Annotated in this window: 24 protein-coding genes and 1 pseudogene; 15 read left to right on the forward strand and 10 right to left on the reverse strand. The window is 68.4% G+C overall.

All coding sequences use genetic code 11. From position 1 onward, the window contains the following. The first annotated feature begins 203 nt into the window (after window positions 1-203). Window positions 204-2,324: a heavy metal translocating P-type ATPase gene (locus ACQP0P_RS03150; protein WP_433381659.1), complete on the forward strand. Its 2,121-nt coding sequence runs from the start codon at window positions 204-206 to the stop codon at window positions 2,322-2,324. Window positions 2,325-2,498: 174 nt separating this feature from the next. On the opposite strand, the pseudogene ACQP0P_RS03155 reads toward ACQP0P_RS03150, so the two are convergent. From ACQP0P_RS03155 to ACQP0P_RS03165, 3 genes and pseudogenes are all read right to left on the reverse strand, one after another. Continuing rightward, a pseudogene (locus ACQP0P_RS03155) lies at window positions 2,499-2,849 on the reverse strand (IS1634 family transposase); the annotation flags it as partial. Window positions 2,850-3,436: 587 nt separating this feature from the next. Continuing rightward, on the reverse strand, window positions 3,437-3,931 hold the full coding sequence (locus ACQP0P_RS03160) for an ImmA/IrrE family metallo-endopeptidase (RefSeq protein WP_433358739.1): 495 nt from the start codon (window positions 3,929-3,931) through the stop codon (window positions 3,437-3,439). 59 nt (window positions 3,932-3,990) lie between these two features. Further along, entirely contained in the window at window positions 3,991-4,515 is a 525-nt protein-coding gene (locus ACQP0P_RS03165; protein ID WP_433358738.1) for a helix-turn-helix domain-containing protein, read from the reverse strand. Between the two features lie 106 nt (window positions 4,516-4,621). On the opposite strand from ACQP0P_RS03165, the gene ACQP0P_RS03170 reads away from it, so the two are divergent. From ACQP0P_RS03170 to ACQP0P_RS03185, 4 genes are all read left to right on the forward strand, one after another. Then, window positions 4,622-4,891: a hypothetical protein gene (locus ACQP0P_RS03170; RefSeq protein WP_433358737.1), complete on the forward strand. Its 270-nt coding sequence runs from the start codon at window positions 4,622-4,624 to the stop codon at window positions 4,889-4,891. Between the two features lie 12 nt (window positions 4,892-4,903). Then, the gene (locus ACQP0P_RS03175; RefSeq protein ID WP_433358736.1) at window positions 4,904-5,341 is read left to right on the forward strand and encodes a hypothetical protein; all 438 of its coding nucleotides are present in this window, start codon (window positions 4,904-4,906) and stop codon (window positions 5,339-5,341) included. A 35-nt stretch (window positions 5,342-5,376) separates the two neighbouring features. Then, window positions 5,377-5,835 carry a hypothetical protein gene (locus ACQP0P_RS03180; protein ID WP_433358735.1) on the forward strand — a complete coding sequence of 153 codons (459 nt, stop codon included), beginning with the start codon at window positions 5,377-5,379 and terminating at the stop codon, window positions 5,833-5,835. A 115-nt stretch (window positions 5,836-5,950) separates the two neighbouring features. Continuing rightward, the gene (locus ACQP0P_RS03185) at window positions 5,951-7,342 is read left to right on the forward strand and encodes a ThiF family adenylyltransferase (protein ID WP_433358734.1); all 1,392 of its coding nucleotides are present in this window, start codon (window positions 5,951-5,953) and stop codon (window positions 7,340-7,342) included. A 54-nt stretch (window positions 7,343-7,396) separates the two neighbouring features. Here the strand turns inward: ACQP0P_RS03185 and ACQP0P_RS03190 are convergent, their stop codons facing one another. Next, a complete protein-coding gene (locus ACQP0P_RS03190; RefSeq protein ID WP_433370657.1) occupies window positions 7,397-8,503 on the reverse strand; it encodes a flavin-containing monooxygenase in 1,107 nt (368 codons plus the stop codon). 57 nt (window positions 8,504-8,560) lie between these two features. Between ACQP0P_RS03190 and ACQP0P_RS03195 the strand changes: the two genes are divergently transcribed. The 7 genes from ACQP0P_RS03195 to ACQP0P_RS03225 all read left to right on the forward strand — a co-directional run bounded on the left by ACQP0P_RS03195 (window position 8,561) and on the right by ACQP0P_RS03225 (window position 13,559). Beyond that, window positions 8,561-8,902: an ArsR/SmtB family transcription factor gene (locus tag ACQP0P_RS03195; RefSeq protein ID WP_433358732.1), complete on the forward strand. Its 342-nt coding sequence runs from the start codon at window positions 8,561-8,563 to the stop codon at window positions 8,900-8,902. A gap of 204 nt (window positions 8,903-9,106) precedes the next feature. Next, window positions 9,107-10,540, forward strand: coding sequence for an FAD-dependent oxidoreductase (locus tag ACQP0P_RS03200; RefSeq protein WP_433358731.1), 1,434 nt, complete (start codon window positions 9,107-9,109; stop codon window positions 10,538-10,540). 48 nt (window positions 10,541-10,588) lie between these two features. Continuing rightward, on the forward strand, window positions 10,589-10,864 hold the full coding sequence (locus ACQP0P_RS03205) for a hypothetical protein (RefSeq protein ID WP_433358730.1): 276 nt from the start codon (window positions 10,589-10,591) through the stop codon (window positions 10,862-10,864). After that, window positions 10,861-11,799: an MFS transporter gene (locus ACQP0P_RS03210; protein ID WP_433358729.1), complete on the forward strand. Its 939-nt coding sequence runs from the start codon at window positions 10,861-10,863 to the stop codon at window positions 11,797-11,799. The genes ACQP0P_RS03205 and ACQP0P_RS03210 overlap by 4 nt, the downstream gene beginning before the upstream one ends. A 39-nt stretch (window positions 11,800-11,838) precedes the next feature. Further along, window positions 11,839-12,111, forward strand: a complete 273-nt coding sequence (locus ACQP0P_RS03215; RefSeq protein WP_433358728.1) for a hypothetical protein — start codon at window positions 11,839-11,841, stop codon at window positions 12,109-12,111. Between the two features lie 33 nt (window positions 12,112-12,144). Next, on the forward strand, window positions 12,145-12,492 hold the full coding sequence (locus tag ACQP0P_RS03220) for a metalloregulator ArsR/SmtB family transcription factor (RefSeq protein WP_433358727.1): 348 nt from the start codon (window positions 12,145-12,147) through the stop codon (window positions 12,490-12,492). Continuing rightward, complete coding sequence (locus ACQP0P_RS03225) at window positions 12,489-13,559, forward strand: ArsO family NAD(P)H-dependent flavin-containing monooxygenase (RefSeq protein ID WP_433358726.1); 1,071 nt, start codon at window positions 12,489-12,491, stop codon at window positions 13,557-13,559. Before ACQP0P_RS03220 ends, ACQP0P_RS03225 begins: the two co-directional genes overlap by 4 nt. On the opposite strand, the gene ACQP0P_RS03230 is transcribed toward ACQP0P_RS03225, so the two are convergent. Then, entirely contained in the window at window positions 13,556-15,034 is a 1,479-nt protein-coding gene (locus ACQP0P_RS03230; protein WP_433358725.1) for an AlbA family DNA-binding domain-containing protein, read from the reverse strand. The genes ACQP0P_RS03225 and ACQP0P_RS03230 overlap by 4 nt on opposite strands. A 247-nt stretch (window positions 15,035-15,281) precedes the next feature. Between ACQP0P_RS03230 and ACQP0P_RS03235 the strand changes: the two genes are divergently transcribed. Together ACQP0P_RS03235 and ACQP0P_RS03240 are read left to right on the forward strand one after the other, a co-directional pair. Then, window positions 15,282-15,530 carry a hypothetical protein gene (locus tag ACQP0P_RS03235; RefSeq protein ID WP_433358724.1) on the forward strand — a complete coding sequence of 83 codons (249 nt, stop codon included), beginning with the start codon at window positions 15,282-15,284 and terminating at the stop codon, window positions 15,528-15,530. After that, window positions 15,527-16,780, forward strand: coding sequence for a M28 family peptidase (locus ACQP0P_RS03240; protein WP_433358723.1), 1,254 nt, complete (start codon window positions 15,527-15,529; stop codon window positions 16,778-16,780). The genes ACQP0P_RS03235 and ACQP0P_RS03240 overlap by 4 nt, the downstream gene beginning before the upstream one ends. A 55-nt stretch (window positions 16,781-16,835) precedes the next feature. Here the strand turns inward: ACQP0P_RS03240 and ACQP0P_RS03245 are convergent, their stop codons facing one another. The 4 genes from ACQP0P_RS03245 to ACQP0P_RS03260 all read right to left on the reverse strand — a co-directional run bounded on the left by ACQP0P_RS03245 (window position 16,836) and on the right by ACQP0P_RS03260 (window position 19,455). After that, window positions 16,836-17,240, reverse strand: coding sequence for an arsenate reductase ArsC (locus tag ACQP0P_RS03245; protein WP_433358722.1), 405 nt, complete (start codon window positions 17,238-17,240; stop codon window positions 16,836-16,838). Next, complete coding sequence (arsB, locus tag ACQP0P_RS03250) at window positions 17,233-18,348, reverse strand: ACR3 family arsenite efflux transporter (protein WP_433358721.1); 1,116 nt, start codon at window positions 18,346-18,348, stop codon at window positions 17,233-17,235. Before arsB ends, ACQP0P_RS03245 begins: the two co-directional genes overlap by 8 nt. Before the next feature lie 21 nt (window positions 18,349-18,369). Next, entirely contained in the window at window positions 18,370-18,711 is a 342-nt protein-coding gene (locus ACQP0P_RS03255; protein ID WP_433358720.1) for an ArsR/SmtB family transcription factor, read from the reverse strand. Between the two features lie 90 nt (window positions 18,712-18,801). Further along, window positions 18,802-19,455 (reverse strand): arsenate reductase ArsC, encoded by a 654-nt coding sequence (locus ACQP0P_RS03260; RefSeq protein WP_433358719.1) that lies wholly within the window; start codon window positions 19,453-19,455, stop codon window positions 18,802-18,804. 362 nt (window positions 19,456-19,817) lie between these two features. On the opposite strand from ACQP0P_RS03260, the gene ACQP0P_RS03265 reads away from it, so the two are divergent. Then, window positions 19,818-20,645, forward strand: a complete 828-nt coding sequence (locus ACQP0P_RS03265) for a TSUP family transporter (protein WP_433358718.1) — start codon at window positions 19,818-19,820, stop codon at window positions 20,643-20,645. A 278-nt stretch (window positions 20,646-20,923) separates the two neighbouring features. Here the strand turns inward: ACQP0P_RS03265 and ACQP0P_RS03270 are convergent, their stop codons facing one another. Then, on the reverse strand, window positions 20,924-22,183 hold the full coding sequence (locus ACQP0P_RS03270; RefSeq protein ID WP_433370660.1) for a GNAT family N-acetyltransferase: 1,260 nt from the start codon (window positions 22,181-22,183) through the stop codon (window positions 20,924-20,926). Between the last annotated feature and the right edge of the window lie 8 nt (window positions 22,184-22,191).

A 22,191-nucleotide genomic window follows, 5' to 3' on the forward strand; every position in this document is an offset into this window, starting at 1 on the left:
CTCAGCGGCGCGGATCGGGGCGAGGCCGCCCCGGCTGTTCGATCCTGCGAGCTTCTCACAGCCCCCGATCACGATCGGCGCTCTAGCAGGGATACCCTAATGGGGTATATTCTGGTGACATGAAGACACCCCCTGACCACGACGGACATAGCGCTCCGATGACCCAATCTGGTCCTGGGGACCATTCCCATCACCAGATTCATATGGACCACTCCGATCACGCGAACCACGCGGATCATGAGGGCCACTCCGGCCACGCAGGTCACTCCGGCCATGCAGGGCATGGCGGCCACGGGGGGCATGGGGACCACGTCGGTCAGTTCCGCCGACTGTTCTGGATCAACCTGATCATCGCCGTGCCGGTCGTGGCGTTCTCGCCGATGTTCGCGATGATCCTCGGATACGAGGTTCCCGGATGGGCATGGTTCATCGCTCCAGCCCTCGGTACGGTCATGTACGTCTGGGGTGGGTGGCCGTTCCTGACCGGGGCCGTAGGCGAGCTCAAGGCCCGCAAGCCCGGGATGATGCTGCTGATCGGTCTCGCCATCACCGTCGCGTTCTTCGCCTCATGGGGCGCCACGATCGGACTGCTCCACCACGAACTGGAGTTCTGGTGGGAGCTGGCACTGCTGATCGTCATCATGCTGCTCGGCCACTGGATCGAGATGCGCTCGCTCGCGCAGACCACCTCCGCCCTCGACTCCCTCGCCGCCCTGCTCCCGGACGAGGCCGAGCGCATCGAGGGGGATCAGATCGTGAAGGTCGCGCCGGTCGATCTGCGCGTCGGCGACCTTGTCGTCGTCCGCCCAGGTAGCAGTGTGCCCGCCGACGGCAAGATCATCGACGGCAACGCGGCGATGGACGAGTCAATGGTCACCGGCGAGTCTCGTCCAGTAGGGCGCGGCGTCGGCGACACCGTCACCGCGGGTACGGTCGCGACAGACTCGAGTCTGCGGGTGGAGATCACTGCGACGGGCGACGACACTGCCCTGGCGGGCATCCAGCGCCTGGTGACCGAGGCGCAGAACTCCTCCTCCCGCGCGCAGCGGATCGCTGACCGTGCGGCGGCGCTGTTGTTCTGGTTCGCTCTTATCGCCGCGGCAATCACCGCGGTCGTGTGGAGCTTGGTCGGCGACCCCGATGCCGCCGTTGTACGCAACATCACCGTCCTGGTGATCGCCTGCCCGCACGCGCTGGGCCTGGCGATCCCGCTCGTGGTCTCGATTGCGACCGAGCGGGCTGCCCGCGGTGGTGTGCTGGTGAAGGACCGGCTCGCGCTGGAGAGCATGCGCACCATCGACGCGGTGCTGTTCGACAAGACCGGAACGCTCACCAAGGGCGAGCCGACCGTGACCGCCGTGCAGCCGGCGGGCGACCTGAATGCCGACCATCTCCTGGCGCTCGCGGCGGCGGCGGAGTCGGACAGCGAGCATCCGCTCGCCAAGGCGATCGTCCGCGCAGCACAAGAGCGGAAGCTCGCCCTGCCCGCAGCATCTGGGTTCTCGTCCTCACCGGCGGTCGGAGTGACCGCGACCATCGACGGCCGAGAAGTCCGCGTCGGCGGGCCAAAGCTGCTGGAGGATGTCGGCGAATCCGAGATCGATGAGGCGGACGAGTGGAGACATGATGGGGCGATCATTCTCCACGTCGTCCAGGACGGCACCGTTGTCGGTGGGCTCAAGCTCGCTGATGAGATCCGCCCCGAGTCCCGGCAAGCCGTCGATGCGCTGCACGAACTCGGCGTCGAGGTTGTCATGATCACCGGAGACGCGCAGGCGGTCGCGGAAGCGGTCGGCGCCGAACTCGGCATCGACCGGGTCTTCGCTGGTGTCCGCCCCGAGGACAAGTCCGCGAAGGTTCAGGAGCTCCAGAAGGAAGGCAAGAAGGTCGCAATGGTCGGCGACGGCGTCAACGACGCTCCCGCGCTCGCCCAGGCCGACGTCGGAATCGCAATCGGCGCCGGCACCGATGTCGCCATCGCATCCGCCGGAGTCATCCTTGCCAGCTCCGACCCACGCTCGGTGCTGTCCGTGATCGAGCTTTCACGCGCCGCCTATCGCAAGATGAAGCAGAACCTGTGGTGGGCCGCCGGCTACAACCTCATCTCGGTGCCGCTCGCCGCGGGAGTTCTCGCGCCGATCGGATTCGTGCTGCCGATGTCGGTCGGCGCCGTACTCATGTCCCTGTCCACCGTTGTCGTCGCCCTCAACGCGCAGCTCCTGCGACGCCTCGACATCTCACCTGAGCGCAGCGCGAGCCGCCTGCTCATCCAGCGCGAGACCTCCCCGACGGACCGCTCGTCGCAGAGCATCCCTCGTACATGAGCGAAACGCAGTATTGAACGAACCCATCCTGACGAGACCTCAGAACGAAGGAGAAGAACCTGCGTTCCGCGTAATTCAGAGCGGCTAGGGCTCGAAACCGGCATCTGACCTGAGGAACTACGTGGAGACACGCTGGGCGGGCGTGTCTCCAGGAGCTTGAGCACGGGTTCGAGGTCAGGAGGGAGCGGCGAGCTCGATGATCTGCCGGGGCGGGGCGACGCCGAGCTTGGTCAGCAGGTCACGGTGGACCTTGGTGGGCTCGGTGCGCTGACGGAAGCGGCCCGTGGGACCGTGGCGGCGGATGCCCACCCAGGTCTCACCGACGGCGTTTTCAATGATGCGAACCGGCAGCAGGGCCAGCCAGCACAAGATGACATGGGCGCGGATGCGTTCCTCACGCCGGTGGTGGACGGGCCGCAGATCGATGATCGACTTCATGTCGCGCCAGCCGCGTTCCACCTCCAGAAGCCGCTTGTAGCCGACCGCGATGTCCTCGGCCGACAGGTGCGGGTCCGCGCAGCGCAGTTCGCTGTCGCTGACCTTGACCTCTTTGACTGGATGCGCAGCAGCCGCTCGTCTGTGAGGGGGCAGGGAAGGTCGGCCAGCACCTGGCGGCAGTTGCGGGCACCGACGATGCGCCCCTGCGGGCCGAACGGTCCGTTGCGTTCACGCCGGTAGCGGGGGGTGTCGCCGACGCTGATCCGGGTGTGGCAGCTCGGGCACCAGCCGATCAAAACCACCAAGGCCAAGTGTCGAGGACGGAGGCCAACTGTCATCTTCGATCTCTCACTGTCAAGATCCGCGCCAAACTGTCAGATTCGATGAGTCCAGGCAAGCTGTCTGGCGTCGCCGAACATGACAGCGAGGCTTGGGGCCGACCTGGGCACTGTCATTTTGATCGGCATCTAATCAGGCCGCCCGAACGACATTCAAAGTGACAGTGTGATCCGAATGGGATTCGGGTGTCGTCATATGCGGCCGTTATAGACCTTGCGCACCTGCTTGGGCATGTCGGGGTTGAGCAAGACACCGACCGACAGGACCGAATGGACAAACGCCTGAGGTCGCCCGGAGGTCTACCTCGGTCTATGTCGATGAGAGATGTTGGGACTTTAGCCTGACCGGCGGCTGAACTGCTTGGCAACGCCCGTGGTGTTGTAGCGGAAGCGGGCCATCTCGGTGGTGACGTTGTAGGTGGCCGCGATCTGCTCGGGGGACATGCCCTGGGACACAGCGGTGATGAGGAGCGGTCTGGGAAGCATGAGGGTGCCACCCATGGCGGTGGCCTGTTCTTCTTCTTCTGGTTGGCAGGTGCGGAAGGGGACGCCGCCAACCTCACGGACCTCGGTGAGGTCGTGCTTGAGCAACAAATGGGACAGTTCGTGAGCGACATCGCTTGCCAGTCTTCCCGCGGTGCGTAGCGGGTTGGTGACGATGTAGGCCTTGCTGTGAACGTTGAAGGTCGCCGCGGAGAAGGCAAAGGCCTGCATCCGCTCGAGTTCTTCCAGGCGGTCGACGGCGATGAGTCGTTCCGCGCTTACGACCTTGGTGCCGAGGTGGTCGGCGAGGTCGTGGATGTCCAGGCGCGCGTTGGGCGACAGGCCCATTTCGTTTCTGAGTCGCACAGCCTCGCGTTCGGCGTTCGCCTTGAATCCACGGGGAAGAGTCACAGTTCGCCTATCTCGATCTGGCGGACGAGTTCGTCGTGCATATCACTCAAGATCGTGGCGAGGCGCTGAGGAACGCCCGGGCGCATGACCGAGGTCGCGCGGAGGTGACAGGCCACCGGCGGCCGTGCCGGACCCGCCTCCCGAGCAAGGGCGTCATACATGTCGCGCAGGACGGAGCTGATCTTCGCGGATGCTTCGTCGGTCAGGCGCGGGTCGGTGCGCAGATGGCTGATCGCCTGGTCCAGTGGCGAACTCTCGCGTTCGCTCACGGAGTTGAAGAACCGAGCGGGAGACACGCCGAGCCAGGTACACAACCGGGTGAACGTGGCGAGGTCGGGCTGAGAGCCCGCCTCGACCCGTGACCAGGTGCTGAAACTCACGCCTGCATCGGCTGCTGCTTTGCGGATCGACAGGTTTCCCCGACGTTCCTTCAGAAGTCGGCCAAGCTCCCCGATCGCCAGCCGCTCGGTCTCGATCGGGATCTCTTCCTGAGAGAACTCGAGATCCGGTAGCCGTGTCATTCCCACATCATACTTTCGCGATGCAGCTTGCGTGCAACACCACCCCGTGCCAAACTTCAGTCACTAGAAGCACACTGATGCTTTGGTGCAACACCAGGGGGAAATTGTGTCTACCAAGCCGACCCGCAAGATCGAGGTCACCGTTGCCTTCGCGGCCGCAGAGCGGCCGTATCGCCACAACTACGCGCCGCAGACATCGATTCAGACGGTGCTCGCCGACGCCCTCACGAAGTTCGAGATCACCTCGGATGGCACGACCCGCTACTACCTGCTCCACCATGGGGACGAGCCTGCGCTCACCAGCACTGTCGCCGAGGTCGCGGGCCGTGCCGACTCCCTTCGGCTGAAGCTGCGCACCGAGACGATCCAGGGCTGAAAGGCACACGTCGTGGATCTTGAAAGCCTCCTGCGGCTCGAGCGCGACGAACCCCCGGTCCAGGAGTTCCTGACCTCGACCGGGGGGTCCCTCGTCCGCCGAGACACCGACCCAGTGGGCCTGTACTGGGCCGTTCTGCAGCCCACCGATCGGGCGTGCCGTCCCTTCATCGCCAAGATCGGCTGGAGCGTCTACCCGCATCGTCCTCCGTCGCTGCTTTTCGCCCCGGAGATCGGCGGGACAACTACGGACCCGTCGGGGTGGCCCGCCGCTGGGGGCTATCGCGCACCCAATGACGTCTGCAAGCCGTTCACCGCCGAGGGACAGGCGGTCCACGCCGAATGGGCGACCGGGCCGCAGGCGTGGCGGAGCGTCGGTAACCCCTTCTTGTATGTCGTCGAAACGATCCACGGAGACATCGACCGAGTCGCAGGGAGACGCGCGGCATGACAACGACCCCAGCCCTGCGCCTTCATCCTTGTGCAGTGGAAGAACTCCTCGGGCACGTTCGGGGGTATGGGCGGCGTGACGTCGAGACCGGCGGCCTCCTCATCACCCGCCCGAGAGAGGCTGGCGTCGCCGTTCTAGCCCTGGCAGGCAGCGCCGGTATTCAACGGCAACGAGGGCTCTTCGTGATCACAATGCCTGCGCTGGATGCGATCTTCACCTACGCCGAGGACAGAGATCTTCAGGTCCGTGCCATGTTCCACTCACACAAACACCGGGCGTTCATGTCCTCGACCGACCGTCGGTCCGGCCTGAACGCCCAGGGTTTCATCAGCACGATCATCCCCACCTATACCGACCCACCGCCCGACCCGAGCCAATGGGGGTGGTGGCGCTACGAAAAGGACTGGCATCCCACCAGCCCCGCAGTCGCAGACCAGGCCTTGTCCAGCACAAAGATCATCACCTTCGATGCTGGAGGCGTCCTTGAGCACTGACTATTCCCGCGGGGTGCGCTTGGGCGCTGCCGCTGCGAACACCGACGAGCCTGGCTTGCGGCAACGACTTGAGGGCATTCGGGTTCACGTCACTGCGGAACCGACCGTACCCGGAGTGACTACCGCGCTCAAGGTTCTGCTCGGCGACCTCCGCCGGCTGCCCATCGAGATCAGCTTGGACCCCGGCAACAGTCCTGAACGACTGTCCGACCAGGTCATCGCCGACATCGTCGAAGGCACGCTCGGGATTGACTCGGACAGACCAGTCACGCTTACCGCCGACACCGCGGACTTGAACATCCACCTTGGGCCACATCCGCCAGCGGAAACCGCCATCAGCGCCGTTCCCGACGGTCACGGAGTACGACTTCGCCATGCCGGAGCCTCCTACCCGAGCTTGAGCGCTGCAGGAACCGGCCTCGGAGCAGTCACCACCGCCGCCAGCCTCACCGCAGAGATATTCAAGACGATCACCAACTTGAAGCCAGGCGCCTGCCGCCAGCTCATTCGACTGGATTTTTGCCCGGTCACCCTGGGCACGCAACCAGGTGCATTCTCCACGTCGGTCAGTGAGCTACCGACCATCGCGCTCGTCGGCGCAGGAGCGGTAGGAACCGCCATCGCCACCATCCTTGACGCGCTCGGTGCCAGCGGCCAGATCACCGTCGTCGACCCCGAGACCTACGACACGCCCAACGTCACTACCTACAGCCTCGGCAGCCACACCGACGCCGAGAACCAGATCCTCAAGGTCGACCTGCTCGCCCGGGAACTGAATCGCGCTGGCCGACTCCAGGCTCTGCCGATCAAAGGGACCGCCCAAGATTTGATCATCAGCATCGACGAAGGGAAAACGCCCTGGCCATTGATGGTTTTGAGCGGCGTCGACAGCATCACCGCACGCCATGAGATCCAGCGCATCTACGCCGATTTCACCCTGGACGGCAGCACCGGAGGCCAAGCGGGAACCACCCTCGCCCTCCACGAGGCCCTGCCGCTCGGCCCCTGCCTACGCTGCTACTACCCGCAGCGCGCCACAACCGGCATCGTCAGCGCCGAAACCCGACTGCACCAAGTCACTGGATTGCCTATCGCCCGAATCGCCCAGGGAGACCACCCACTCAGCCTTGCAGACCTGTCAACGCTCTCTATCGCCGCTCAGGAACTGCTCCGTCCGCACCTGGGCAAACCCGTATGCGGGCTGAGCAACCTCCTCGCGCTCTCCTCCGGCGCTGCGGACGGTTATCGGCCCTCGGCCACCTTCGTCGCACAGCAAGCAGCCAGCCTCGTTGTTGGCGCGCTCATCGCTCGAACCACCGGTTTCGCTGACGGGCCGCCCCGCCACGTCGAGTACGACGCTCGCTTCGGCCCACAGAAGTCCATGTTGACGAGCCGCAAACCGAGGCCTAGCTGCGACTGCCAGTCAGAGCAACAGCTCATCCAGCGGATACGACGAAACCGAGCGCAGCCAGGCGGCGCAGCAGCTGGGCGAAGGCGGCACCGGTGAGACCGGTGCCCACGGTCAGCACGGTCGCCACCAGCAAGACGACCAGCGCGATCGTCACCACCGGGGCCGTCCACTGCTATATACACCCGCTCGAAAGCGCCGCGCGCCCAAGTGGGCTTTCAGCTTGCGAGCGAGGTAGCGAGCGTCGCGGCCCACTCCGCGCAGGGTGTTGGAGGCGGGGGTGCGCTGCCATTCCAGGCCGAGGAAGCCCAGCCCGGGATGGGTGGTGGACAGGCCTCGGTCATGGCGGGGGTGGCCGCGCTCGTCCAAGGCGCCGAGCCCGTTCAGGTAGTCGAGGTTGGGCTGGTATCCGGTAGCCAGCAGTACCACGTCGACGGGTTCGCGGCTGCCGTCGACCCACACCACGTCGCCTTCGTCGAGGCGGGTGAACATCGGGCGCCGCTCCAGGCGGCCTTCGCGTAGCGCCTGACGGTAGGTGCCCTCGTCCAGGACGGGGACGGTAGGCGGGGTAGTGACCAGGCGGGCGGGCAGGCGGTCGAAGCCGGTGACGGTGAACCAGAAGTGCAGGTCCTTGCCCAAAGGACGTTGGTCGACGAAGCGGATCGGCGTGCGGGTGGCCAGGGTCACCGTGTTGGTCTCGGCGAGTTCGCAGGCGATCTGCACGGCCGAGTTGCCAGCGCCGACCACGACGATGCGCCGGCCCGTGTATGGCAGGGGGTTGGTGTAGGCGGCGGCGTGCAGGATCTGGCCGGTGAAGCCGTCGCGGCCCGGCAGGACGGGCAGGTGAGGGCGGTCGAATGATCCGCTGGCGGCGATCACGGCGGGCGCGTTCAGTGTGCTGCCGTCGGCGAGGTGCACGGCGAAGCCACCGCCACTGCCCTGGGCACCGGCTGCAACGGCGGTGACGCGGGCGCCGGTGCGGATCTCGGCGCCCCCGCGGCCGAGATCGCGGGCGTAGCGGGTCAGATAGTCCACGACCTCGTCGCGGTGCGGGTAGCGGTCGCCGTCGCCGCCGAAGGCCAGGCCGGGCAGAGAGCTGTAGCGGGCGGGTGAGAACAGGGTGAGGCTGTCGTAGTAGCGGCCCCAGGAGCCGGTGGCCTGGTCTGTTGCCTCCAGGAGCACCGGAGTCAGGCCGGCGTCCAGAAGAGTTCGGGTGGCGGCCAGTCCGGCTTGGCCGCCACCGATGACGATGGTGTTCATGTGCCGCATCGTATCGTCAAATCAAGAAATGACAATATGAGGGGTAGAGTCTTCTCCATGGAGACGGCGAGCACCGACATCGAGCTGACCGAGGCCGCGCGCGGCTTCCTCAAGGCGATGGCCAGCGACACCCGCCAGCAGATCCTGATGCTGTTTTCTGGTGGGATCGAGCTGACGGTGGGCGAGGTCGCCGAGCGGATGGCGCTGGCACAGTCGGCCACCTCCACCCATCTGGCGACGTTGCGCGACGGCGGGGTGCTGAGCGCCCGGCGGGAGTGGAAGACGGTCTACTACCGGGCCGACCCTGCCCGGATCGGCCAGGCGCTGAGCGATCTGCAGACCAGCCTGCAGGCCTGCTGCCCGCCCGACATCTGCACCCCGGGCGCCACCTGCGGGTGAACCTCCCTCGACGGTCGACCTGCGCCACCCGATCTGCTGATTTGACAATCCTCTAATCAGCGAGGCACTCTCTTTACTACTTAGATGCTTTTCTAAACAGGGGGTGTGTGGTGCGCGTCCGGTTCCGCCAGTTGCGCTCCCCCACCCTGCTCCACCGCTGAAATCCAGCGATCACATGTCGCACGAATGGCAGGAGAGGCCCTCATGAGTGACGGATACTGCGGCACCACCACCACTTCCACCACCGCTGCTGTGGAGATCGAGCAGGTTGTGGCGCACGCTGCGCCCGGCGCACCCGGTGCCCTGCCGGTCGTGGTCATCGGCGCCGGCCCGGTCGGCTTGGCCGCTGCCGCGCACCTGGTGGCGCGCGGCTTGGACTTCGTTGTGCTGGAGGCGGGGCAGCAGGCCGGCGCGTCAGTCGCGCAGTGGGCTCACGTGCGGGTCTTCAGCCCGTGGCGCTACAACATCGACAGCGCCGCCCGCCAGTTGCTGGAGGCCGACGGCTGGAGCGCCCCGGACCCCGACTGGCTGCCCACCGGCGCCGAGCTGATCGCCGACTACCTCGCTCCGCTGGCAAAGCTGTTCGGCGACAAGGTCCGGCTGGGCGTGAAGGTGACCGAGATCAGCCGCCTGGGATACGACCGGGTCCGCAGCAACGGCCGCGAGCAGGTCCCGTTCCTGGTGCGTCTGTCCGACGGCCAGGAGTTGCAGGCCAGGGCCGTTATCGACGCTTCGGGTACCTACACCTCGCCCAGCGTGCTGGGCGCGAGCGGCCTGCCCGCCTTCGGTGAGGAGCAAGCGGCGGCGTTCATCGACCACGCGCTGCCCGATGTGCTGGGCGCCGACCGCGACACCTACCAGGGCAAGCACACCCTGGTCGTCGGGGCGGGCCACTCGGCGGCCACCACCTTGCTGGCCCTGGCCGAGCTGCCAGATGCGCAGATCACCTGGGCGATCCGCGCCACCAACGCCGACCGCACCTACGGCGGCGGCGAGGCCGATGCCCTTCCGGCTCGCGGGGCACTGGGCACCCGGCTGCGGGCGCACGTCGATTCGGGCCGCATCACCCTGGTCACCGGCTTCTACACCCACTCGATCACGGAGAACGACGGCCAGGTAACGGTGATCAGCCGCGCCCCGTCCGGCGCCGAGCAGTCGGTCACCGCCGACCGCATCGTGGCCGCCACCGGATACCGCCCCGACCACTCCATCGCCTCGGAGCTGCGCCTGGACCTGGATGCGATCCTCGGCTCCACCCGCGCTTTGGCCCCGCTCATCGACCCCAACGCCCACTCCTGCGGCACCGTCCCCGCGCACGGTGTCGACGAGCTGGCTCATCCGGAGTCTGGCTACTACGCGGTCGGCGTCAAGAGCTACGGCCGCGCTCCGACGTTTTTGATGGCCACCGGGTATGAGCAGGTTCGCTCGGTTGTCGCCGCGCTGGACGGCGACGGGGAGGCCGCCCGTGACGTGCAGCTGGACCTGCCGGAGACCGGTGTGTGCTCCTCGGGGCTGGTCGAGGCGCAAGAGCGCAAGGTTGGCCTGGCCACCGGGATCAGCGGTGGCCTGCTGGCCGCCCCGCTCCCGCTGGTCACCGTCGGCGGCGGCGATGGCGACGGTGGTGGGTGCTGCGGCTGAACACCGGCCATCGACCAGCGCTGAAGCCGCACCGACAAGGAGCCTCAGATGTCTGAGGGGTACCCCACCGCCGCCCAGAAGGAAGCCCTGCGCCTGATCTGCGAGCACGGACCGCTCGACACCCACCGGCTGGGAGAGCGCTTGGTCGCCGCCCGCGAGCCGAGCAGCAACCCCAGGTTCGCCCCGGCAATCGCCCGGACGGCCGGACCCTTGGCCTGGCGGCTGCACGTCCAGGGGTTTATCGCCGAAGATCCATCGCCTGGCCGCTGGATGACCACGGCGGATGGACGTCGGCTGATTGGCTGTGTCGGGACGCGCGGGTGAGCTCCGCCGCTGAACCTGCCACCGAGGCCGCCGCCCCCGAGAAAGGGGGCGGCGGCCGGCCGCGTTCGGGGCGCGGCTGGCGGATTGTCGCCGCCCTGGCCGTGACGCAGACCATCGGCTACGGCGTGCTCTACTACGCCTTCTCCGTCTTCCTCACCCCCATGGCGGCCGACCTGCACGCCGGCGGCGCCCAGATCGCGGCCGCGCTGACCGGCTCGATCCTGATCGCCGCGTTGTGCGCCCCGCTGGTCGGCCGCCTGCTGGACGCCCGCGGCGGCCGGGGCCTGATGACCGCCGGGTCGATCATCGGCACGCTCGCCGTCCTGGCCTGGTCGCGGGTCGAGAACCTGCCCCAGTTGTACGCGGTCTTCGCCGCGATCGGCATCGCGTGCGCGATGGTGTTGTACGAAAGCGCCTTCGCTGTCATCGTCAGCTGGTTCGACGGCCCCACCCACGGCCAGGGCCGAGCCAACGCCCTGCTCGCGCTCACCGTCGTCGCCGGGTTCGCCTCCACCATCTTCCTGCCGCTGACCGGCCTGCTGGTCGACTCCTACGGCTGGCGCACCGCCCTGGTGGTCCTGGCCGTGATCTACGGAGTAGCGGCGATCCCGTTGCACGCGCTCGTCGTGCGCCGCCCCACCCGCGCCGGACATCGGCCGGCCACGACCCACGAGCGGGCTCAGGTCGTCAAGGCCGCCACCCGTCGGCGGCCGTTCTGGCTGCTGGTGATCGCCTTCACCGCCAACGGCGGCGCGGCAGCGGTGATGTCCATCCTGCTCATCACCTACCTCATCCATCTGGGCCACTCACCCGTCCTGGCCGCCACACTGGCCGGACTGCTGGGGGTTTTGTCGGTGACCGGCCGCCTGCTCACCACCGGCCTGCAACGCCGCCTGCCCGCCGCCCTCATCGCCGCCGCGATCTTCGCCCTGTAGGGCGTCGCCGCCGCACTGCTTCCGCTGGCCGGGCGCACGGTGCCGGGCGCCATCGGCTGCGTGCTCGGATTTGGGCTCGGCTTCGGCATTGCCTCCATCACCCTGCCGCACCTGCTTCTGCAGCGCTACGGCAGCAGCGCTTATGCCTCGCTGTCAGGCCGCATCGCCGCCTTCTCCGTCGCAGACAAGGCCCTGGCGCCGCTGGGCGCGGTCGCGCTGGCCCAAGCGGTCGGCTACCAGTGGGTGATGGCAGCCGTTGCGCTGGCCTGCGCGATCGCCGCGTTCGCGCTGGTCGCCTACCATCGCGTATGATTTAGACGAATGTCGAAGTAGGGGAGTTGTTGTATGACCACCGCCACCGTCCAGTGCTGTGCCCCGATCGCCCGCGAGCCGCTCGGCGAGAGCGACGCGGCCGAGCTGGCGGTGATGCTCAAGGCGGTCGCCGACCCGGTCCGGTTGCGTCTGCTGTCGATGATCGGCTCTCATGCGGGCGGTGAGGCGTGCGTGTGTGACCTGACCCCCGCCTTCGACCTGAGCGGCCCCACCATCTCCCACCACCTCAAAGTGCTGCGGATGGCCGGACTGATCGATTCCGAGCGCCGCGGCACCTGGGTCTACTACTGGATCGTCCCGGCCGCGGTGGCTCGCCTGGGTGCGCTGTTCACCCCGCTGGTCGAGTCCACGAGCGTGTGACCGGCCCGAAGGCGGTGTCCCACTCGTCGCGGCCGGTCGATGTCGTGGTGATCGGCGGCGGGCAGGCGGGTCTGGCGGCCGGCTACTACCTGCGCCGGGCAGGGGCGGACTTCGTCATCCTGGACGCCCGCGACGAGCCGGGCGGGGCTTGGCGGCATGCCTGGCCGTCCCTGCGGCTGTTCTCCCCGGCCCCCTACAGCTCGCTGCCCGGCCGGATGATGCCCATCCCTGAGGGCGGCGGCTATCCGAGCGCGGCCAATGCGGTCGCCTATCTGGCCGATTACGAGCAGCGCTATGAGCTGCCGATCATCCGGCCGGTCCGCGTGTCGGCCGTGCGCGATGGCGGTGAGCGGCTGGCCGTCGAGACCGGTACCAGTGCCTGGCATGCCCGGATCGTCATCAGCGCGACCGGCACCTGGGGCGGGGCGTACGTGCCGTATTACCCCGGCATCGGTGACTTCCGCGGGCAGCAGCTGCACACGGCGAACTACACCGGCCCCGCACCCTTGCGCGGGCAGCGCGTGGTCATCGTGGGTGGCGGCAACTCCGCGGCGCAGATCCTCGCGGAGGTCTCCACCGTCGCCGACACGACGTGGGCCACGCTGCGCCCGCCCCGGCTGCTGAGCGACGACATCGACGGCCGGGCCCTGTTCGACCTGGCCACCCGGCGCGCCCGCTTCGCTGACGCGCCCGGCATCGGCGACCTGGGCGACATCGTCGCTGTCCCTGTCGTGCGCGAGGCCCGGAGGCGGGGCGCCCTCAAAGCCGAGCCGATGTTCACCCGCCTCACCGCGGACGGGGTGGCCTGGGCCGACGGCACCACCCTGGCCTGCGACACCATCATCTGGTGCACCGGTTTTCGGCCCGTGCTCGGCCACCTGGCCCCGCTGAAACTCCGCGGTCCCGACGGGGTGATCCCGACCGAGGGCACCCGTGCGCTCGGTGAGGCGCGCCTGCACCTGCTCGGCTACGGCGACTGGACCGGCCCGGCCTCGGCCACCCTGATCGGCGCCGCCCGCACGGCGCGCACCACGGTGGCCGAGGTGATGGGGCAGCTGGCGCTTTAGTCCTCGGCAGCCAGCGGAATGCTGGCTTTCTCAGCCCATTTCTTGATCTGATCCCAGTGGCCGCCCCAGGCATGGGGATTGATGGTGCCGTCTCTGCGGATCTGCTGGTTCTCCGGTACTCCGTAGGCCTGGAACAGGTCACCGCACAAGGCGGCGGTGGCACGGGCCAGCGGTTGTCCATCGTCGGCCAGGTCATCCAGCGACACCGCCGACTCCCCGAAGGCCAACTGGATGAAGCGCGTGCCCAGCGGCCGGTGGGCGTCGACGATGCGGGTCGTGGTGTTGAGGTCGACGCGATAGCGGATGAGGTCTGGGTTGTCGAAGGGCCAGGCGGTTTCCAGTTCCGGCTTGGCCGACACGACCGGGTGCAGATGCGTGTCGGCTACCAGCATCACGCGCGCCATCGCCGATCCGGCCGCGGCGGCGCGGTCGCGTGCGTGGCGGGCCAGGTAGCGCAGAGCGCTGGCCGTCCGGCTGACGATCTCCGCGTCCAAGACGCACACCGTGAGCTTGTCGCTGACGGCCGGGGAAATGGCGGTCGGGTGGATGGCGAAGGTGGCTGAGCCGTCGGTGTAGAGCTGGGCGCGTACGGCATGGACGGTGGTGGCGCCGGCCTCGGCGATCAGGCGGCGGTGGGCCACGCTGACGCTGTCGAAGGTGACGGTGTGGGCACCCAGCATGACCACCTCGCTCTTGGTCTGCTCGTCGAAGTCACGCACTTTCGTCCCATCCAGCAGCAGGTCTCCTGGCAGATCCGGTACCACGGTGACCACCAGCAGCGGCCTGGGGTAGCCCTGCCGGGCGCTGGTCACCGCGGCGGCCATGACCGCCTGGTCCTCCAATTCGCGCAGGCGATCGACCTGATCGCTGGCGCCCATGAGGCGGCGCCGGTAGGCGGCGGCGATCTCCGACTCGCTCAGCCACACCTTGTCGGCTCCGTGCCGGCGCGGCCAGCGCAGCGGGCTTTCGTTCTTCTGCACCGGGTTGGACACCGCGTGCGGGGCTTGTGAACTGGGCGGAATCGAGATCAGCAGGAACCCGTGACCGGGGTTGGCGGGGTTGGGCACCTCGCGCATGGCGAAGCGCGGCATGGGGTGCACGCGGGTGGCGACTGCGTTGCGGATGCGTGACTGCAGCCGCTGGAAGCGCACATCCAATGCCTTGGAGGGGATGTCGCCGACGTCGGCCATCCCGACGATGATCAGGCCGCCGGTGTGGTTGGCGAAGGTGGCGACATCGACGGCGACGTCGTCGTTGCCTTTCTCTCTGCGCTCCTTGTCCCCATCGGGGATGTCGACCTTGTAGTCCAGGTCCTCGGCCTCACGGGCGTCGGGGTTGTCGACGAGGGCGGCGATCTGAGCGTAGGTGACCAGAGGCAAAGGAGCACCGAGCAGGGCCTCCAGGCGGCGAGGGCTGTGCAACATGAGCAGCGGGTCTCCTTTGACCACAGTGACGATCAGCTCTACCTCGGCCACCGTAGACGACGATTCAACCTGATTGTCAGCAAATGCACACTCAACGTGTTCACTGTCAACGCGGTGACGCCCCGTGTCAGCCGCCCCTTCGATGGGGGAACCGACGTCATAGCCAACAGGGCGATTAGATTTCCATCTAACTTGACGTCCATCTAAACAGTGTGGAATGGTGACCTTACTTAGATATTTATCTAATTCATGGGGGTGGGGCGGCCGCGCCTCGCTCCCGCGCCGAAGGGAGCCTGCGATGGCCAACAGCATCAGCGGCGGATTCATCGGAAACCTCGACGAGGCGTTCACCCCACCCGCGGCGGGAGGGTGCTGCGGTGGCCCCGCCGCACCTGAGACGAGCACGGCGGCCGAAGCGGCGGCGACCTCCTGTTGCGGCAGCCCCGCGGCGGCGAGCCAGGCGGCCGAGGCCGGGTGCTGCGGGCAGGCCCCGGCGGCCGCTTCGGCTCCCGCTGCCGCCGCCACTTCCGCCGGGTGCTGTGGATGAGCTCCTCACCGTCCGCTCGGTCGCTCGTGCCGCCGGATGCGATCGAGATCCCGGAGCTGGCGGCCGCCCTGGAGCAGGTAAGTGCGCAGCGAATGCTCACCTGTGTCGCGGAACTGGCCGCTGACGGCTACGCGGGCCGCCGGGTGGGCACCCCCGGCGGCCGGGCCGCCGCCGCCTGGCTCGCCGAGCAGCTGCGCGAGCTGGGCGCCGAGGTCGAACTCGTCCCCTTCCCGGTCGTCAGCGTGCGCGAGCTGTATGACACGCCGATCCTGCAGTGGAGCACCGATGGGCGAGTGCGACGACTGGAGCATCGCCGCGACTTCGTCGAACACCTCGCCTCGGCTGAGCTGCCCCGGCCACGTATCGCCTCCCTGGCAAGCGACGCTGACGGCGCGAACGTACGCGGCCGGTGGCTGCTGGCCGAAGCCGGGGACTGGGCGCGGGCCTGCACCCGGGCCGAAGCCGAGAGCGCGGTCGGGGTATTGATGGCCCGCGGCACCGACGCCGAGGGCTGGATGCCCAAGATGATCGCCGGCCCGCCCAGCCGGGCGGTGCCGATCCTCGGCGTGCGCGCCGACCTGCACCAGCACATGGCCGACACGCTCGCCACCACCCCCGTGCAGGTGACGGCTTCGGTGCCGCTGCGGCAGATCGGCGCCGAAGGCCTCAACGTCCACGCCCGCCTGCCGAACGCGGGGCGCGGCGGGCCTCGGGTGCTGCTGAGCGCCCACTTCGACGGAGTGGGCGACGACCCGAGCCGCCGGCTACCGGCCGCCGCCGACAACGCCTCCGGCGTGGCCGCGGTCTTGGAGGCCGCCCGCGTTCTGGCCGCCGTAACCGCGCCGGTGGACCTGGCAGTGGCCTTCCTGGACGCCGAGGAGGCGGGGGCGTGGGGGGCAGCCCACCACGCCCCCCACGTACCGCCGGACACCTTGGTGATCAACCTGGACGGGGCGGCACAGCTACACCAGGCCGCCTCCGTCGAGGCGGGCGGGCCCGCGCATGGGCTGCTGGCCACCCTCGACCAGGCCGCGCGACTGACCGGCGTGCCGTTGCGGGCCGGGGCGATGGCCTCCGACAACCGCCGCTACGCCGCGGCTGGGCTGGCCGCGATCGGCGTCGGGATGGGCATGCCCGGCTACCAGACCCCCGCCGAAACCCCCGAGCGCGTCGAGCCGGACACCCTGCTGGCCGCCGCGCGATTGCTGGTGGCCACCGTGTGGCTGCTGGCACAACCGCCGCAGGCCTAAGAGGCAGGTGCTGGCGGCGCCCCCTCCGCCCCGCCTGGGACGGGGCGGACGGTGGCTACCTGGCATCCAGCTCAGCGATCAGTTTCTCGATCCGGTCGCGGATCTCGTCGCGGATCGGCCGCACGGCCTCGATGCCTTGGCCGGCCGGGTCGTCGAGCTTCCAGTCCTCATACCGCTTGCCGGGGAAGAACGGGCAGGCATCCCCGCAGCCCATGGTGATGACCACGTTGGGGTCCTGCACAGCTTCGGTGGTGAGGATCTTCGGTGTCTGGCCGGTGATGTCGATGCCGACCTCGGCCATCGCCGCCACGGCGGCCGGGTTGATGCTCTCGGCGGGTGCCGAGCCTGCGGAGCGGACCTCGATGCGGTCGCCCGCCAGGTGGGTGAGCCAGCCGGCGGCCATCTGGGAGCGTCCGGCGTTGTGCACGCAGACGAACAACACGCTGGGCTTGTCAGGCATGAACCGATCCCTCAGTGGTGGTGGAGGTGGAGGTGGTGAACAGGCGGCGGCCCCACAGGCTGACATAGACCAGGGCCACCAGGACGGGCACTTCGATCAGCGGGCCGACCACCCCGGCCAGGGCCTGACCGGAGGTGACGCCGAACACGCCGACCGCCACCGCGATGGCCAATTCGAAGTTGTTGCCCGCCGCGGTGAAGGCGAGCGTCGTGGTGCGCTCATAGGTCAGGCCGATCGCCCGGCCTGCCAGGAAGGAGCCACCCCACATGAGGGCGAAGTAGGCCAGCAACGGCACCGCGATGCGGGCCACGTCGCCGGGCTGAGAGGTGATCGTCTCACCTTGCAGGGCGAACAGGATGACGATGGTGAACAGCAGCCCGTACAACGCGATCGGCCCGATCTTCGGCAGGAAGCGCTCCTCGTACCAGTCACGGCCCCGGGTGCGCTCGCCCAGCTTGCGCGACAGGTATCCGGCCGCCAGCGGGATGCCGAGGAAGATGAGCACGTACCAGGCGATGTCCCAGGCCGAGACCTGCAGCGCGGTGCCTTCGCCCAGGCCCAGCCAGCCGGGCAGGACCTGCAGGTAGAACCAGCCGAGTGCGGCAAAGGCGATCACCTGGAAGATCGAGTTGATGGCGACCAGGACGGCGGCGGCCTCGCGGTCGCCACAGGCCAGGTCGTTCCAGATCAGCACCATCGCGATGCAGCGGGCCAGGCCGACGATGATCAGCCCAGTGCGATATTCCGGCAGGTCGGGCAGGAACGTCCAGGCGAGGGCGAACATCAGCGCCGGGCCGAGGACCCAGTTCAGCACCAGGGAGGCGATGAGCAGGCGGCGGTCGCCGGTGACAGCGCCCAGGCGGTCGTAGCGGACCTTGGCCAGCACCGGATACATCATCAGCAACAGGCCCAACGCGATCGGCAGCGAGATCTCGCCGATCTTGACCGCCTCCAGCGCGGAGTCCAAGCCGGGCACCAGGCGCCCCAGCAGCAGCCCGCCGGCCATCGCCAGCCCGATCCAGATGGGCAGAAAGCGGTCCAAGGTGGACAGGGCGCCGATCACGCCTGGCTGACTCGCCGGGGCGCGGGTGGACGGTGAGGATGACATGGGTTTTCCTTCGCGGTCGGGTCAGGCCGTGGCCGGGACATCGATCAGGGCCGACAGCTCACCGAGGGTCTCGGGGACCAGCCGGTAGTACACCCAAGAGGCACGCCGCTCCGAAACCAGCAGCCCGACCTCTTTGAGCACCTTCAGGTGATGGCTGATGGTGGGCTGGGAGAGGTCGAAGGCGGCGGTGATGTCGCACACGCACGCCTCTCCGCCGCCGTGGCTGGCCACGATCGACAAGATCCGCAGTCGCACCGGGTCGCCCAGGGCCTTGAACACCCGCGCAGCAGCGGCGGCCTGCCCGGCGTTCAGCGGCTCGCGCGTCAGCGGCGCACTGCACTCCAGAAGTTCCAGCGGCTCCACCGGACCCCCTCTCTTGACATAGAAGTCTGTCGAAGTAGACCTTCACCTATATTGACATACATCTATTCATGCTCGGTGTGGCGGGGACGCTCATCGAGTGGCGGGCACGTCGAGGTCGGCCAGCAGGGCGCGCACCCGGCGCTCGATCTCCTCGCGGATCGGGCGCACCTCCTCGACGCTCTTGCCCGCCGGGTCCTCCAGCTCCCAGTCCAGGTAGCGCTTGCCGGGAAAGATCGGGCAGGAATCCCCGCAGCCCATGGTGACCACGACGTCGGCGGCCCGGACGATCTCCTCGGTCCACGGCTTGGGAAACTCCCGGGAGATGTCGATGCCGGCCTCGGCCATTGAGGCGATCGCGGCCGAGTTGACCTCGACGGCGAACTTCGAGCCGCCCGACCAGCCGACCGCGTGCTCACCGGCCAGATGCTGGAAGAAGCCCAGCGCCATCTGGGAGCGGCCGGCGTTGTGCACGCACAAGAACAGCACGATCGGACGGCCGTCGCTTCTGCCCTCGACGCGGGCCAGGGCGTGCAGGCGCTGGCGGGCGAAGCGCTCGGCCAGCAGCGGCAGGAAGTTGGCCACGACGGCGCGGGTGGCGAACTGGTCGTAGCTGGTATGCAGGAACCGCTCGATCGTCTCGGAGGAGAAGGTGCCGGTGAACTCCTCACCCAGCCGGCGGGCCGCAGTCGCAATCGCCAGCTGCTGGTCGATGGTCAGGTCGTCGCGCTGGTAGGTACTGGTCATCGCTGGCTCCCAGAGCGTTCGGTATGGAATCGACGAGTGTCTAATTCGACTTACATCGATATTTGCATCCATCGATCCCGGCGGGGGAAACGCCGCGTGAACAGCGGATGTGCACCTTCCCCGCCCGGGGCCGCTCGGAGATAAGCCCTGTCAGGGAGCATCGGTCTGGCACGCTGCCGATGCGGATGCTCCAGAGGGGAAGTCGTCGGACTGCAGGGGGTCACTAACGAATCTGCAGTCCCAAACTCTGGTGATCACAGCGGCCGTCTCAGCCCCGCACGTCGCCCGCCGGGGGCGGTAGGAGATCGTAGAAGCCGACGCGCACACGGCGCGGGCGCCGGGCGGCAAGGAGCGTGGTGGGCGTGAGCACGAACGAAGCCGCCCTCCCCTCCCGCGCGGCGGGTTCGGCGCCGCTGGTCTTTAGCACCGGGGCGGCGGTGGGCCTGCTGGGCGGGATGATCGGCCTGGGCGGCGCGGAGTTCCGGCTGCCGCTGTTGATCGGCCTGTTCGGATTCGCCGCGCTGTCAGCGGTCATCGTGAACAAGGCGATGAGCCTGATCGTGGTGCTCACCGCCCTGCCTGCCCGCCTGGCCGCCGTCTCCCTCGCCGAGCTGGGCGCGCACTGGACGGTGGCGGTCAACCTGCTGGCCGGAAGCCTGGTAGGTGCCTGGGCTGGGGCGGCCTGGGCGGTGCGGATGCGCACCGCCACCTTGTACAAGGTGCTGGCGGCCCTGATGGTGGGCATGGCAGGCGCCCTGGTGCTCACCCACACCACCGCCCTGGGCTCGATGGTGCTGCCCGCCCCGGTGCAGGTGGTCACGGGGGTAGCGGCCGGGTTCGGCATCGGCGTGGTCGCCGCGATCATGGGCGTGGCCGGCGGTGAGCTGCTGATTCCTGCGATCGTGCTGCTGTACGCCGTCGACATCAAGACTGCGGGCAGCCTGTCGCTGCTGGTGTCCCTGCCCACCATGCTGGTCGCCTTCACCCGCTACAGCCGCGATGGCAGCTTCGCCGTCCTGGGCACCAACCTGCGCTTCATCGCGGTCATGGTCGTCGGCTCGGTCGTCGGCGCGCTCCTGAGCGGCCTGCTGCTCGGCGCCATCCCTGACCTGATCCTCATCCCCATCCTCGCCGCTATCCTGCTGATCTCGGCGATCAAGCTGGCTCGCCATGCTCCTGCAGGAGGATGAACTTCCCTGTGCTTCGGGACTGGTGGCCCGTTCGTTAACGGCCCCCGGACACACCGAAGGCCCCACCCTGACTCAGGGCGGGACCTTGGTTTCACCGTATGCGTACCGGTGTGCAGGTCGCCTCTCGGCGAAATGCGCAACGCGGCTCCAGCCGAACGGTATTCCGCGAAGGCGAAGGTGAGGCCCGGGGACACTGGGCACACCGGCCACGAGATGCATAACCACCACCGGCCGCCGAATGTTCCCGCACCTCACCCCCGGTCTGCCCGCCCTTGAGGTCATCGCCCGACGGCTGTGCTGCGCCGCTCCATCATGATCACATCGCGCCAGGTGCCGTGGTGGAGGCCGACGCGCTCGCGGGTGCCGACCACGCGAAAGCCGAGCGCCTGGTGCAGGGAGAGGCTGGGCGCGTTCTCCGGGAAGATCCCGGACTGGATCGTCCAGATGCCGGCGTCTTCGCTGGCGGTGATGAACGCGGTCAGCAGGGCGCGGCCGATGCCGTGGGCCTGGCGGCCGGGATGGACGTAGACGCTGTGCTCGACGACTCCGGCGTAGACCGGGCGCGCCGACACCGGTGAGGCGGCCACCCAGCCGACAACCTCACCGGTGTCGGTGTCGGTGTCGACCGCGACGTAGCGCAGGCGCGGGAGCCTACCGGCGGTGAAGCCCTCCCAACTGGGTGCGACGGTCTCGAAGCTGGCCTGACCGCCCTCCAGACCCGCCTGGTAGATGGCCAGCACCTGGGAGGCGTCAGCCTCACGCATCGGCCGGATCTCCAGCCCCGGCGAGATCACCGGCTTGACCGCCTGGACGATGGCCGAGTGCACGCCGTCGCCGTGATCGGCCGTCAAAGTGATCGAGGTGGCCACGAACCCGGTCGCCGCTAGCAGAGCCCGGTATTCGACGACGGCGAGGGATCCAGCGACGCAGCCCACCCGCTGCTCGGTGGCCGCGCGTCGCCGCGCCTCGGCGGCTCCGTCGGTGACACTGTCGGTGAGGCTGTCGGTGACGACGTCGCTGATGCCCAGGCGCCCGCCGGGCCGCAGCACCCGGAAGGTCTCGGCCAGCACGGCCGCCTTGTCACTGGACAGGTTGATCACGCAGTTGGAGATGACGACGTCGACCAGGTGATCCGCCAGCGGAATCGCCTCAATCGTGCCGCACACGAACTCGGCATTGGCCGCGCCCGCCTGCTCGGCGTTGCGGCGAGCCAGCTCCACCATGTCGGCGCTGGCGTCCAGGCCGTAGGCCTTGCCGTACGGGCCGATGCGGCGCGCCGACAGCAAAACGTCGATGCCGCCCCCGGAGCCCAGGTCGAGCACGGTCTCGCCCTTACGCAGCTCGGCGACGGCGACCGGGTTGCCGCAGCCGAGGCTGGCGCGCAGCGCACCCTCAGGCAACCCCGCGGTGTCGTCGTAGCCAGCGGGGCCGAAGCAGCCCTGCTCGAACGCGTCGGGACCACAGTCGATGACGGTCTCGCCGGAGATCGCTGCGCGGGCCAGGCTGGAATAGCGGTCGGTTACCTCGTCGTGGGCCATGCTCGGCT

Origin of the sequence: Streptosporangium sp. CA-115845 (genome assembly GCF_050943795.1) — a bacterium.
Classification (GTDB): domain Bacteria; phylum Actinomycetota; class Actinomycetes; order Streptosporangiales; family Streptosporangiaceae; genus Streptosporangium.

Bases quoted from the DNA above. Each gene is read 5' to 3' on its own strand.
- ACQP0P_RS03150 (WP_433381659.1), top strand. From the start codon at position 204: ATGGACCACTCCGATCACGCGAACCACGCGGATCATGAGGGCCACTCC.
- ACQP0P_RS03160 (WP_433358739.1), bottom strand. From the start codon at position 3,931: ATGGGCCTGTCGCCCAACGCGCGCCTGGACATCCACGACCTCGCCGAC.
- ACQP0P_RS03165 (WP_433358738.1), bottom strand. From the start codon at position 4,515: ATGACACGGCTACCGGATCTCGAGTTCTCTCAGGAAGAGATCCCGATC.
- ACQP0P_RS03190 (WP_433370657.1), bottom strand. From the start codon at position 8,503: ATGAACACCATCGTCATCGGTGGCGGCCAAGCCGGACTGGCCGCCACC.
- ACQP0P_RS03195 (WP_433358732.1), top strand. From the start codon at position 8,561: ATGGAGACGGCGAGCACCGACATCGAGCTGACCGAGGCCGCGCGCGGC.
- ACQP0P_RS03200 (WP_433358731.1), top strand. From the start codon at position 9,107: ATGAGTGACGGATACTGCGGCACCACCACCACTTCCACCACCGCTGCT.
- ACQP0P_RS03205 (WP_433358730.1), top strand. From the start codon at position 10,589: ATGTCTGAGGGGTACCCCACCGCCGCCCAGAAGGAAGCCCTGCGCCTG.
- ACQP0P_RS03220 (WP_433358727.1), top strand. From the start codon at position 12,145: ATGACCACCGCCACCGTCCAGTGCTGTGCCCCGATCGCCCGCGAGCCG.
- ACQP0P_RS03235 (WP_433358724.1), top strand. From the start codon at position 15,282: ATGGCCAACAGCATCAGCGGCGGATTCATCGGAAACCTCGACGAGGCG.
- ACQP0P_RS03240 (WP_433358723.1), top strand. From the start codon at position 15,527: ATGAGCTCCTCACCGTCCGCTCGGTCGCTCGTGCCGCCGGATGCGATC.
- ACQP0P_RS03245 (WP_433358722.1), bottom strand. From the start codon at position 17,240: ATGCCTGACAAGCCCAGCGTGTTGTTCGTCTGCGTGCACAACGCCGGA.
- arsB (WP_433358721.1), bottom strand. From the start codon at position 18,348: ATGTCATCCTCACCGTCCACCCGCGCCCCGGCGAGTCAGCCAGGCGTG.
- ACQP0P_RS03260 (WP_433358719.1), bottom strand. From the start codon at position 19,455: ATGACCAGTACCTACCAGCGCGACGACCTGACCATCGACCAGCAGCTG.
- ACQP0P_RS03270 (WP_433370660.1), bottom strand. From the start codon at position 22,183: ATGGCCCACGACGAGGTAACCGACCGCTATTCCAGCCTGGCCCGCGCA.